Source organism: Mesorhizobium sp. B4-1-4, assembly GCF_006439395.2.
In the GTDB taxonomy this organism is placed as follows: domain Bacteria; phylum Pseudomonadota; class Alphaproteobacteria; order Rhizobiales; family Rhizobiaceae; genus Mesorhizobium.
On record NZ_CP083950.1, the window covers coordinates 4,483,068 to 4,495,840 of the forward strand.

At 63.7% G+C, this 12,773-nt stretch carries 9 protein-coding genes; 3 read left to right on the top strand and 6 right to left on the bottom strand.

From position 1 onward, the window contains the following. Positions 1 to 102: 102 nt before the first annotated feature. The 4 genes from FJW03_RS21595 to FJW03_RS21610 all read right to left on the bottom strand — a co-directional run bounded on the left by FJW03_RS21595 (position 103) and on the right by FJW03_RS21610 (position 7,830). The gene (locus FJW03_RS21595) at positions 103 to 3,279 is read right to left on the bottom strand and encodes an efflux RND transporter permease subunit (protein WP_140760910.1); all 3,177 of its coding nucleotides are present in this window, start codon (positions 3,277 to 3,279) and stop codon (positions 103 to 105) included. A 74-nt stretch (positions 3,280 to 3,353) separates the two neighbouring features. Further along, on the bottom strand, positions 3,354 to 4,526 hold the full coding sequence (locus tag FJW03_RS21600; RefSeq protein ID WP_140694961.1) for an efflux RND transporter periplasmic adaptor subunit: 1,173 nt from the start codon (positions 4,524 to 4,526) through the stop codon (positions 3,354 to 3,356). 875 nt (positions 4,527 to 5,401) lie between these two features. Next, the gene (locus FJW03_RS21605; RefSeq protein ID WP_140608404.1) at positions 5,402 to 6,532 is read right to left on the bottom strand and encodes a patatin-like phospholipase family protein; all 1,131 of its coding nucleotides are present in this window, start codon (positions 6,530 to 6,532) and stop codon (positions 5,402 to 5,404) included. A 209-nt stretch (positions 6,533 to 6,741) separates the two neighbouring features. After that, positions 6,742 to 7,830, bottom strand: coding sequence for a citrate synthase/methylcitrate synthase (locus FJW03_RS21610; protein ID WP_140760912.1), 1,089 nt, complete (start codon positions 7,828 to 7,830; stop codon positions 6,742 to 6,744). Positions 7,831 to 7,923: 93 nt separating this feature from the next. Here FJW03_RS21610 and FJW03_RS21615 point away from each other — a divergent pair, with 93 nt between their 5' ends. After that, complete coding sequence (locus FJW03_RS21615; protein WP_140760914.1) at positions 7,924 to 9,066, top strand: citrate synthase; 1,143 nt, start codon at positions 7,924 to 7,926, stop codon at positions 9,064 to 9,066. Positions 9,067 to 9,075: 9 nt separating this feature from the next. On the opposite strand, the gene phaR is transcribed toward FJW03_RS21615, so the two are convergent. Both phaR and FJW03_RS21625 read right to left on the bottom strand, forming a co-directional pair. Beyond that, positions 9,076 to 9,684 carry a polyhydroxyalkanoate synthesis repressor PhaR gene (gene phaR / locus FJW03_RS21620; RefSeq protein ID WP_140608223.1) on the bottom strand — a complete coding sequence of 203 codons (609 nt, stop codon included), beginning with the start codon at positions 9,682 to 9,684 and terminating at the stop codon, positions 9,076 to 9,078. An 81-nt stretch (positions 9,685 to 9,765) separates the two neighbouring features. Continuing rightward, positions 9,766 to 9,999, bottom strand: coding sequence for a hypothetical protein (locus tag FJW03_RS21625; protein ID WP_140760916.1), 234 nt, complete (start codon positions 9,997 to 9,999; stop codon positions 9,766 to 9,768). On the opposite strand from FJW03_RS21625, the gene FJW03_RS21630 reads away from it, so the two are divergent. Continuing rightward, complete coding sequence (locus FJW03_RS21630) at positions 9,980 to 11,158, top strand: acetyl-CoA C-acetyltransferase (RefSeq protein WP_140694952.1); 1,179 nt, start codon at positions 9,980 to 9,982, stop codon at positions 11,156 to 11,158. The two genes, FJW03_RS21625 and FJW03_RS21630, sit on opposite strands and share 20 nt — an antisense overlap. 192 nt (positions 11,159 to 11,350) lie before the next feature. Beyond that, entirely contained in the window at positions 11,351 to 12,076 is a 726-nt protein-coding gene (gene phbB, locus FJW03_RS21635) for an acetoacetyl-CoA reductase (RefSeq protein ID WP_140694949.1), read from the top strand. Positions 12,077 to 12,773 lie beyond the last annotated feature (697 nt).

A 12,773-nucleotide genomic window follows, 5' to 3' on the forward strand; every position in this document is an offset into this window, starting at 1 on the left:
CATTGCTCCCGAGACGATGCTTCGCATTGCTCGTGAGGACAAAATGCAAAAGGCCGCCCGGATGTTCCGTGCGGCCTTTGCCGGTCAGATCGGCAAGCCTGCTTATTCGGCGGCCTTCGGGAAGGCGATGGCCGGCTCGGTGGCCGCCTCCGCTGTCGGCGCGTCCGATGGGATCTCGCCCTTGCCGCGCCGCAACAGCCGGCTGAACCAGCCGCGCCTGGCGCCAGGCTTCACCTTGGCGCGGGTGAACACCATCAGCATCGACGGCGTCACCACCAGTGTCAGGATGGTGGCGAAGGACAGGCCGAAGACGATCGCCGAGGACAGCGATATCCACCACTGCGTCGACGGTGCGTTGATCGTCGTCTCGTGATGGAAGATTTCCAGCCCGAGGCCGAAGGCGATCGGCAGCACACCCAGGATCGCCGACACCGCGGTCAGAACCACCGGTCGCGCACGCTCGCGGCAGGTCTGCAGCACGGCATCCATCTTGTCCCAACCCTCTTCGCGCAGCCGGTCATAAGTGTCGATCAGCACGATGTTGTTGTTCACCACCACGCCGGCCAGCGCGATGACACCGATGCCCGACATGACGATGCCGAATGTCTCGCCTGTTATCAGCAGCCCGAGGAACACGCCGATAGTCGCCATGACCACGCAGGACAGCACCAGCCAGACGCTGGTGAACTTGTTGAACTGCGCCAGCAGCACCAGGAAGATCAGGAAGATCGCTGCGCCAAAAGCCTTGCTTAGGAAGGCACTGGCCTCCGCGCTGTCCTCGTTCGAGCCAGCCAGCTTCCAGCGGATGCCGCTGCCCAGACCCATGTCGGCGACGGCCTTGGTGACCTCCTGCTGTACGGCGGCGACCTGGGCGCCGGCGGCGACGTTGGCCTGCACCACCACGGTGCGCGCGCCGTCGATGCGATTGAGGACGCCGACGCTCGGCTTCGCCTTGCGGACGACGAAGTTGGAGATCGGCACCGACCCTTGCGAGGTCTGCACCCTGAGCTCGTCGAGGGTCGACAGCGTGCGCCGGTCCTCCGGCAAGCGCAGGCGGATGTCGACCGCCTTGTCGGCGCCGGCGGGCCGGTATTCCGACAGCTTCAGACCGTTGGTGACGAGCTGCACAACGGTGCCAACCGAGGTCGGGCTGATGCCATACTGGGCGGCCTTGGCACGATCGACCTCGAGCGCCCAGTCGACGCCGGGCGGCGGCAAGCCGTCGGAAATGTCGATGACGCCGGGCACCTTGGCGATGCGCGCCGCCACCGCGCGCGCCTTCTCGTCCAATCCCTTCGGATCGACGGCCGAAAGCCTGATCTGGATCGGCTTGCCGGTCGGCGGGCCAGCTTCCGGCACGCGAACCTCGACGTCGACGCCGGGAATGCCGGCCATGACGCCGCGCAGATCATTCAGGATCTGGTTGGCCGATTTGCGCTCGCGCCAGTCGATGAACTCGTACTGGATGACGCCGACAACGTCCTCGGGCACATCCTGACCGCCGCCCTGGGACTTGCCGACCCGGGTGTAGACGGACTTCACACCCGGCCAGCCGAGCAGCCTGTTTTCCGCGATCTTGGTCGCCGTATCCATTTCGGCGAGCGAAAGGTTGCCGCGGGCATGCACATAGAGCAGTCCGTAATCCGGTTCGACGCTCGGGAAGAACTCGACTCCGGCGCCGTACTTCGAGTAGCCAACGAAGATGCTGGCCAGAAGAACGACGGTGAGCACCATCACCGTAATGGGGAAGCGCACCGCCTGCTTGACGACGGCCATATACCAACCGTCGCGATTGTCATCCTTGTGATGCTCCGGCGCCTTGGCGAAGATCGCGCCCAGCGTCGGCGCGAAAACCAGCGCATAAAGCATCGAGGCCGAGAGCGTGACGATCAGCGTGATCGGCATATACTTCATGAAATCGCCGATGATGCCTGGCCAGAACAGCAGCGGCGAGAAGGCGGCGATGCGCGTCATGGTCGCGGCGATGACAGGACCGGCCATGCGCTTGGCGGCAAGCGCGAAGGCTTCCTGTTTCGGCATGCCTTCGCTCATGCGTCGTTCGGCGAATTCGGTGACGATGATGGCATCGTCGACCAGCATGCCGACAGCCAGGATGAGGCTGAACAGCACGATCATGTTGATCGTGTAGCCCATCATCGCGAGCAGCAGGATACCGATGAGGAAGGACGACGGAATGGCGAGGCCAATCAGCAGCGAGGCACGGCCCGACAGCGCGTAGAGGATGACGATGAACACCAGGATCACGGCGATCATCACGTGATTCTGCAGATCGCCGAGCAACTGGTTGACGAAGACCGACTTGTCCTGCGTGTAGGTGACGTGCATCCCCTCGGGCATCGTCTTGACGAAGGCGTCGGACACCTCCCTCACCTTGGTCAGCGTGTCGATCAGATTGGCGCCGATGCGCTTCTTGACTTCGATGGCGATGGCCGGCTTGCCGTTGAGACGCGTGATCGTCGTGGCGTCGGCAAAGGTCGAGCGAATCGTCGCGATGTCCTTCGCCTGCACCACGGCATTGGGGCCGGCGACCACGGGCAGTGCCGCCACATCCTCGGGGGTTTCGATCAGGGACGGCACCTTGACGGCGTATTTGCCCTGCGAACCTTCGATATTGCCGGCGGCGACGAGGCTGTTCGAGGCGCCGACGGCGCCGATCAGCTGGTCGAGCTGCAAGCCATAGGAAGACAGTTTCATCGGATCGATGACGACCTCGACAAGATCGTCGCGCGAGCCCTGCAGCGAGCCTTCGAGAACGCCGGGCACTTCCTCGATGCGGTCGCGCAGTTCGCGCGCCGCGGCGGCCAGCACGCGCTCGGGCAGTTCGCCGGATAGCGTGACGACGAGCACCGGGAATTCGGAAACGTTGACCTCGGTGACGACAGGTTCTTCGGCCGCTTGCGGCAGGTCGGCCTTGCCGTCCTGCACCTTGGAGCGTGTATCCTGCAGCGCCGTCGCCAGGTTGGTCTGTGGCTGGAACTCGACCAGCACATAGCCGCCGCCCTGGAAGGCGGCCGAGCGCATTTCCTTGAGGCCCTTCAGGCTTTTCAGCTTGCTTTCCATCGGGCGCAAGAGGAGCCGTTCGGAATCCTCCGGCGAAATGCCCTGGTAGACCAGGCTGACATACATCATCGGAATCGGAACGTCGGGTTCCGCTTCCTTCGGCGTCGACTGATAAGCGACCCAGCCGGCAAGCAGAAGGAAGACCAGCACCGAGATGGTCAGGCGGGCATTGTTGATTGCGAGTCTGACGATATCCATGAATTGGACCTGCTGTTTTCTTCGGAGCGGCGAACTGACCAGGCGCCGGACAAGTCCGCCGCGCTGACGTCGCGCTACTGGGTACCGGCGGTGGCTTCGCCAATCAGCTTGTTGATGGTCGCCTGGTCTGCCTCGACCGGATTGACCTCATCGCCTTCCTTCACCAGTTCCTGACCGGCAACGATGATGCGCGCATCGGCCGGGATGCCGCCAAGCACGAGCCCGGTCGGCGTGTCGTCGACCAGGTCGATCGGGAAGAACGCCACCTTGTTGTCCTTGCCCACGGCGCGGATGCCCAGATCGCCCTTGTCGCCGAGCGTCACTACCGAACGCGGCAGCATGATCGCGTCGGTCGGCAAGGCGCTGAGACCGATCTCTGCGGTCATGCCGGCGGGAACGCTGCCATCGGCATTGGGGATGGCGATTTCGACGCGGAAGGTGCGGGTCGCCGACGAGGCATCGCGGCTGATGTAGCGCACGGTGCCTTCGACGGTCTGGCCGTTGACCAGCCGCACGCTGGCCTTGTCACCTAGCTTGAGGTAGCCGAGATCGCGCTCGCTGATTTCGCCACGGGCGATGATCGGATCAAGCTTGAGGATGGTTGCCACCTCGCCGCCCTGCATGACGGAGCTGCCGAGTTCCACCGGCACCCGGTCGATGACGCCGTCGAACGGCGCCTTGACTTCGTTGCGGTCGAGTTCGGCCTGCGCGGTATCGAGCTGGGACTGCGCCTGGGTGAGGTTCGAGCGAGCGGTGTCAAGCTGCAGCTTGGGCAAATTGCCGGTCTTGGCCAGCCGCTCGGCGGCATCGAGCTCGGCCTTGCGCTGCGCCACAAGCTGCTTGGCGTTGTCGACCATCGAGATCTTTTCCTCCGCCGCCAGCATCAGCACCAGATCGCCTGTCTTGACGTGCTGGCCCTGCTTCACCGGCAGCTTGTCGATGACGCCGGCGACGCGCGTTGCAAGCACCGCGCGCTTGTCGGCCTCGGTTAGCCCGGAGATACGGATGGCGCGTGCATAAGTCTTGCGCGGCGGCGTCACCACGGCGACCGTGCGAAGCGGCGCCTTCGGCTCGGCTACCGTCTTCGGCTTGCCTGCGTCCGGCGCCTTGCCCTGCTCGACTTCGGCTGCCTTGGCCTTGTTCGCCGCGACGCTGCCGACCGACGAGAACTCGCCTGTCGCCATCCAGGCCGCGAAGCCAATGAGCACAACAATGGCTGCAAGCTTGTGAAACCTGATTCTCGGCATCGTCATTTTTCCGTTGCGGGTTCGGCCAGCACCGCGCCTCCGCAGCGCGGGCGCGTCGCCGATATGGGTGCGCGCCTGACCCTGTTCAATTTGCCGTGAACGGCGAGCGCGCTTTCTACATCAAAGTCGCACCGCGATATAGTCCGAAAGTTGCAGCATTGCGTAGCCGGACAAGGTGTGACCACCGCGATACTGTTCTCGATCCCCTAAAATACCTGCTCAGCCGGCTCACGGTCCGCCCCTCATCGCCGGCCCGAATGACCGGTCTGCCATTGCCAAACGGGGCAGCACCGCATTCCCGCGGAACCGGCGCCATCCTGCGCGGATTTTTTAATCGGGATGCGGATTTCGGCCGACGGGCCAGATCATTTCCGATCGGCGAACGCTATCAGATTTCGGCAACAGCGATCCCAACCAACCAGTTGGAATTACTCGCAAAATAGCGGGACATGCCACTCAAGTTGGGATTTGCGCCAAGCCGTCCGTCAACGTTTAGCCTACCATCAAGAACGTCGACGCGCCCGGCAATGGGGTGTGTCGGATCACTGGGGCCCGGAGCCAGCGACATGGCGCTGACCACAGCGCGGCTGCGGAAACTCCGTGCCATTCGCAAGCCTGGTGTCGACCGATCCGCTCATCATTTCCCGGCAGCAGTGCGTAACGGTGCGCGGCAGCATCGGCGTGTCGGTGGCAGCAGGCGTCAGCATGATGATGTGATCCTCACACGCGCTGGTTGTCACTTGCCCATTGTCCACGGACGCTACGCGGATCCGGAAAACCTCGCCGATGGTCCTGATCGATCCGGCACCCTCGCGCGACAACCGGGCAGTGCCGGACGGCGGCTCGGCTATCGCGCTCTTTGGCGGCTGATGGGTTCAGGCCCGGCGGCGTTCTGCTTCCGGGGTCTTGCGTGCGGCAAGAAACTCCTTGACCCGCCGACCAGGTGCGGGGCCGCGCACCGGTTTGAAACCGTCGTCCAGTTCGCCCGAGAGATCGAGCGTTGCATGCTTGCCGACGGCATCGTAGTTCTCCTCCAGCCAGTCGCTGGCGGCGGTGCGGCCGAGGTCGCGCAGATAGGTCAGGAACGCCCATTCGGCGTTGATCTTGGACGACGCCGACAGGTCCTTGAACGCCTCGTCGGCATCAATGCGGTGCATGCGGATGTCGCGATATTCGCCATGCGGCAGCCGGCCGGCGGCGATCAGTTCCTTGACGAAGGCGATCGAGCGGAATTCGCGCAGTAGCCCGGCATTGAAGGTGATCTCGTCGATCCGGTTCTGGATTTCGTTGGCGCTTTTCGGCGTCCCCTCGCGCACCACGGGGTTGATCTGCACCAGAAGCACGTCCTCGGTCGCCGCCGTCTTGAAGAACGGGTAGAGCGCCGGATTGCCGCCATAGCCGCCATCCCAATAGGGCACACCCTTGATCTCCACGGCGCGGAACAGTTGCGGCAGGCAGGCAGAGGCCATCACCGTGTCGAGGTCGATCTCGCCATCGGAAAAGACCCGCAATTGTCCTGTCTCGACATTGGTGGCGGAGATGAACAGTTCGATCGACTTGCAGGCGCGGACATTGCCAAAATCGATCTCTCGCGCCACCACATCGCGCAGCGGATTGAGGCCGAGCGGATTGGCGACATAGGGCGAGAACACTCGAGACATGGTGTCGAAGAAGACGTAGCCGGGCGTGTTCTCGATCGACCAGTTGCCCCAGGCGACATCCCAAGGCATGCGCTGCACCGGGCTGAAGCGGCCCTTCGCCGCCACCGCGCGCCAGAAATCGTCAAGCTTCTTGCGCGCGCCCTCGACCCCGCCTCTGACAAAACCATCGGCCAGCGCCACGGCATTCATGGCGCCAGCGCTGGTGCCGGACACAGCCGCGATCTCCAGCCGCCCATCCTCCAGCAGCCGGTCGAGCACGCCCCAGGAAAAAGCCCCGTGCGAGCCGCCGCCCTGAAGGGCGATGTTGATCTTCTTCTTTTCCTCCGCCTTGCCGTTCTTCGTCATGGCGTCCCTGTCATCCTGATGCTCCAGCATGCCCCAACGTCGTCGGAAGGATGCGGTTGCCGGGAGTTTATGTTGCAGTGCAGCATATAAGGATGGACCAAGGCAAGAACACGAACACGGTCGCGTGATCACATGAATTTTTCGGCCATGCGGAAAAAGCCCCTCCGCTTCAACGCGAAGAGGCGTTCTGTTCGAAACCGACATCGAGCCTAGGCGACGAGATCCGGCACCGGGCCGACATAGCGTGACTGCGGACGGATCAGGCGCCCGGTCGTCTGCTGCTCGCGCGCATGCGCGACCCAGCCGGCGACGCGCCCGGCGGCAAAGACATTGCTGAAGGCTCGCGGCGGGAAACCCGCCGCTTCCAGCACCAGCGCGGTGTAGAACTCGACATTGGTCTGCAGCGAGCGCTGCGGCTTGGCGATCCGAAGCACATCGAGCGCCGTTTGCTCGACAGTCTCGGCGAAGGCCAGCCGGCGGCCGGTTTCGCCCTCGCCGCCAAGCTGGCGAACGACCGCCTTCAGCACATCGGCGCGCGGGTCGCGCATGCGGTAGATGCGATGGCCGAAGCCCATGATGCGCTCGCCATGCGCGATCTCGTCGCGCAGCCAGACGGCCGCGTCGCCATGTGCCTGGATGGCATCGAGCATCTCGATCACCGGGCCGGGCGCGCCGCCATGCAGCGGCCCTTTCAGCGCGCCTAGGCCTGCCAGCACCGACGATGTCAGGCCGGCCAATGTCGAAGCGACGACGCGGGTGGCGAAGGTCGAGGCATTGAGGCCGTGGTCGCAGACGGTCACCAGATAGGTGTCGAGCGCCTTGGCAAGATCAGGCGAAGGGTCGGAACCCCTCAGCATCCGCAGCATGTCGGCGGCATGATCGGCCTTGCTGTCTGGAGTGATCGGCTGCTCGCCGCGTCCCAGACGCAAGAGCGCCGGAGTCAGCACGGCGGGTGCCGCGATCAGCAGCAAGGCATCGGCCAGCGTCTCGCCATCCGGCAGCAGCGCCATGCCGGCACGCATGGCGCTGTAGACGTCAAGCGGGGCCAGCAAGGGCAGCGAAGGCAGGAGTCGGTCGAACACCTCGACGCGTGCCTTGCCCAATCTCGCCGCCAGATCGACGTCACCAGGCAAATCGTCGAAGAACCCGTCCAGCAGCAGACGCACGACCTGCGGATAACTCCATCGCCCGGCGAGTTCCGGCAACGAATGGCCGCGGATCGTCAGGCGGCCACCCAGACCATCCACGTCGGACAGCACGGTTTCAGCCGCCACCACATCATCGAGCCCATTCGCCATGGCCTTGTCTCCTTGAAGCTTTTCCCGATGGGAGATAAGGATGGGCGACATAAGCATCAATCTTGATCAATAGAATCAACATCATGGCTCGATATGTCCGAATGGCTGTCGCGGGAAGAGGCGCTGGAAAGGCTTCAGGTGAGGCCGCAGACGCTCTACGCCTATGTCAGCCGCGGGCGCATCGGCATGCGCCCGGACCGCGCCGATCCGCGCCGTAGCGAATATCGCGCCGACGATATCGCGGCGCTGGCAACCCGCCGGGCGCGCGGACGCAGCCCCTCGGCCATCGCCGAAAGCGCCATCTCCTGGGGCGAGCCGTCGATCGCAACGGCGATTTCGACCATTTGGCATGGTCATCTCATCTATCGGGGCCGGGACGCCGTTGCGCTGTCCGACCATGCCACGCTGGAAGAGACCGCCGCCCTGCTTTGGGCTCTGCCTGAACCGGTCCGTTTCGAAGCACCGGCGCAAGACGCGTCAGGCCAGCTCGGTCGAGCCCCGGCCTTTGCGCAGCTTGCCCTGCTTGCCGGCCAGGGGCGGCCTTCGCTGGGACGTAGCGCCGCCTCGCTGTGCACCGACGCCGCGCGGGCAATCGGCGTTGTGGCGGGCGCCCTCGGTGCCTCGGCGGGGCCGGATCCGGTGCATCGGCGATTGGCGCGGGGCTGGTCGGTCGATGATGGCGGCGCGGAAGCGATCCGCCGTGCCCTTGTCCTGCTCGCCGACCACGAACTCAACGCATCGACCTTTGCCACCCGCGTCGCGGCATCCACGGGAGCCTCGCCCGCCGCTTGCCTGCTAGCGGGCCTGGCGACACTGTCCGGCCCGCGCCACGGCGGCGCCGGCGAGGCGGTGATGCAACTGGCGGAAGATGCGGCACGGCACGGCGCCGATGCTGCGATCCGGCGCTGGCTCGGCCATGACCGGCCGCTGCCGGGGTTCGGCCATCAGCTCTATCCCGAGGGCGACCCTCGAGCCACGGCACTTCTGGCGGCCATCGACAACACCGACGAGACATTGCGGTCGCTGGCAGCCGCCGCCATTGCCGCGACCGGCGCCCGACCGAACATCGATTTTGCCCTGGCCGTGCTGACGCGCGGCCTCGGCTTGCCGCGCGATGCACCGTTTCAGCTGTTCGCGCTCGCACGCAGCGTCGGCTGGGCCGCGCATATGGTCGAACAGATGGTGAGCGGCAGCATCATCCGACCGCGCGGCCGCTATGAGGGATTGTTGCTATAAGCGCGTGGCTTATGACATCGTGTCGAGCTTGCGCTGCATGGCCGCGATCTGGTCCTTCAGCTGCTGCAAATCGTCGGGCTTTTCCGGCGCTTCCTTCCTGGCCGGTTCGGCGGGGGCCGCGGCCGGTGCCGAGCCCGCGGGTGGAAATGGCGTGAACAGCCGCATTGCGTTCTGGAACATTTCCATGTTGCGGCGCGTCTGTTCCTCCAGCGCCTTCATCGGCGTCGCCATCTTCATCACGTCCAAGGGCGACTTGCCGATGGCGCCCTTCATCTGCTCGCGGAACCGCTCCTGCTCCTTGGAGAAGGCGATCATCGACTGTTCGAGGAAGCTCGGCACGATCATCTGCATCTGGTCGCCGTAGAACGCGATCAGTTGGCGCAGGAAGGGGATCGGCAGCATGTTCTGCCCCTCCTTGTTCTCCAGCTCGAAAATGATCTGGGTCAGCACCGGGTGCGTGATGTCGTCGCCGGTCTTGGCGTCCTGGACGGTGAACTCCTCGCCCTTCTTGACCATCTCGGCCAGATCCTCGAGCGTCACATAGGTGCTCGTGCCCGTATTGTAGAGGCGGCGATTGGCGTATTTCTTGATAATGATCGGATCGTCTTTTGCGGCCATCTGCATCCTCCCCAGACACCGGCGCGCCTGAGTAAGCAGCCGGTAACGATTGCGCCCTTTTTGAGGATATGCGCAAAAGCCTCATAATTCCAAGCGGTTTGTGCAGTGCGGGATCACATAATGCTGCATAGCGGGCAAAATATGCTGCGCAGCAACGGACCAACGACCGCCGCGGCGACGCGCGCTCTGCTTGCGACGCATGCGCGCCATGCCGATTTCCGGTTTGACTTGAGGTTGGGAAAGGGCAAGAAAAGTCCTCAACGACAGAACATCAGCTTGAGGTCTGGAGAACAAAATGTCCGATTCCATCGTCATTGCCAGCGCCGCGCGCACGGCCGTCGGTTCCTTCAACGGCGCTTTCGCCGCCACGCCCGCCCATGAACTGGGCGCCATCGTCATCAAGGAATTGCTGTCGCGTGCCGGCGTCGAAGCGGCCGAGGTCGACGAGGTCATCCTCGGACAGGTACTGACCGCCGCTCAGGGGCAGAACCCGGCCCGGCAGGCCTCGATCATCGCCGGCCTGCCGAAGGAGACCACCGCCTGGGGCCTCAACCAGGTGTGCGGCTCGGGCCTGCGCGCCATTGCGCTCGGCATGCAGCAGATCGCCACCGGCGACGCCAAGGTGATCATTGCCGGCGGCCAGGAATCGATGTCGCTGTCGCCGCACGCCGAGCACCTGCGCGCCGGCGTCAAGATGGGCGACTACAAGATGATCGACACCATGATCAAGGACGGGCTGTGGGATGCCTTCAACGGCTACCACATGGGCAACACCGCCGAAAACGTCGCCCGCCAGTTCCAGATCACCCGCGATGATCAGGACCAGTTTGCGCTGGCCTCGCAGAACAAGGCCGAGGCCGCGCAGAAGGCCGGCAAGTTCAAGGACGAGATCGTCGCCTTCACCATCAAGGGCAGGAAGGGCGACACCGTCGTCGACCAGGACGAATACATTCGCCACGGCGCGACGCTCGACGCCATGACCAAGCTGAAGCCGGCCTTCGACAAGGACGGCACCGTGACCGCCGCCAACGCATCCGGCATCAATGACGGTGCGGCCGGCGCGCTGCTGATGAGCGAAGCGGAAGCCGTCAAGCGCGGCATCACTCCGCTGGCGCGCATCGCGTCCTGGGCAACCGCTGGCGTCGATCCGGCAATCATGGGCACCGGACCCATCCCCGCCTCGCGCAAGGCCCTGGAAAAGGCCGGCTGGTCGGTTGGTGATCTTGACCTTGTCGAGGCCAATGAGGCTTTCGCGGCGCAGGCCTGCGCCGTCAACAAGGACATGGGCTGGGATCCCTCGATCGTCAACGTCAATGGCGGCGCTATCGCCATCGGCCATCCGATCGGCGCCTCGGGCGCCCGCATCTTCAACACCCTGGTTTACGAGATGCGCCGCAGAGGCGCCAAGAAGGGTCTTGCCACCCTGTGCATCGGCGGCGGCATGGGCGTCGCCATGTGCTTGGAAGCGCTCTGACAAATCAACGAACGGGCGGCGTCAATGCACGTCGCCCAAAAGTGCGCAGCGGTTTTGGGAGGCCGACATGCATCAAGAAAAAGAGCTAAGCGCAGCGCCTGAATTTACGTCAGGCGACGCGCTTTAGCCGCCCGTTCCATATCCAGTGCCTGCCAAGCCCGCCAACAGGGCGATATCCAAAAGGGGAAAAGCATGACCAAGGTTGCAATCGTCACGGGTGGGTCGCGCGGCATCGGTGCGGCGATCTCGATCGCTTTGAAGACCGCCGGCTATTCGGTCGCCGCGAACTACGCCGGCAACGACGACGCGGCGGCGAAATTCAAGGCCGAGACCGGCATCCCGGTCTACAAATGGTCGGTTGCCGACTATGACGGTTGCGCCGCCGGCATCAAAAAAGTCGAGGCCGACCTCGGCCCGGTCTCGGTGCTGGTCAACAATGCCGGCATCACCCGCGACGCCATGTTCCACAAGATTACGCGTGAGCAGTGGAAAGAGGTGATCGACACCAATTTGTCTGGTGTCTTCAACATGACGCACCCGCTGTGGGGCGGCATGCGCGACCGCAAGTTCGGCCGCGTCATCACCATCTCCTCGATCAACGGCCAGAAGGGCCAGGCCGGTCAGGTCAATTATTCCGCCGCCAAGGCCGGCGATATTGGTTTCTCCAAGGCGCTGGCGCAGGAAGGGGCTCGCGCTGGCATCACCGTCAACGTCATCTGCCCCGGCTACATCGCCACCGAAATGGTCAAGGCGATCGACGAGAAGGTGCTCAACGAGCGCATCCTGCCGCAGATCCCCGTCGGCCGCCTCGGCGAACCGGAAGAGATCGCGCGCTGCGTCGTCTTCCTCGCTTCGGAAGAGGCCGGTTTCATCACCGGCTCGACCCTCACCGCAAACGGCGGCCAGTATTTCGTCTGACACGTCGCCGAGGCCAACGGCCTCGCACTGGCGACAAACGGATCGGGAAAACGGTCCGTTTGCGAATTGACGCTGAGGCCTGTCTTCGCCGCAGCGCAATCCCCAATCCGCAAGGTTAATGGCGGCGGGACCCTCGGTGCGAAACCGGTGGCCAAACCTGTGGATTCCCGGTGCATAAGCTGTTCACAACACCGATATTGGCGGAACAAAAAGGGAAAATACCGCTGGCGCCGGTTTGTCGCCGATTCGTTCCGGGTTTGAGCGGAAGTTAATGTTAATAGGGCCGGAATCGCCTGCGGTTCCTTAATGCCAGATTCAGAAAGATTAACAATTTCACAATGTTGAGCGAAGCGTGTCGCACCGCTTTCTTCGTTTCCTGGCAAAGGTTAACGGCAAAGCTCGCCTTGCATAAAATGGGCCAGTTCGACGATTCAGCATGTGGTGAGACTCATGGTCACAAAATCCATATGTAGCCGTGAACAAAAGCTGAATCTGGAAGAGTCAGCGATTCGTCGCTGATTCGTTCCAGACTCGTTCCATCCGTTAATCAGCGACCGACCGGGAGTTTCACACAGACACCTTCGAGCCGCCGGCGGAACATTCCGCTTTCGCTTCGCGCTCGAAATCCCTATGTGTCGCCTGTCATACGCGCCGTCCGGGGCACGTCCCGACAATGAGAGGCCAGAAAGCCCTATTT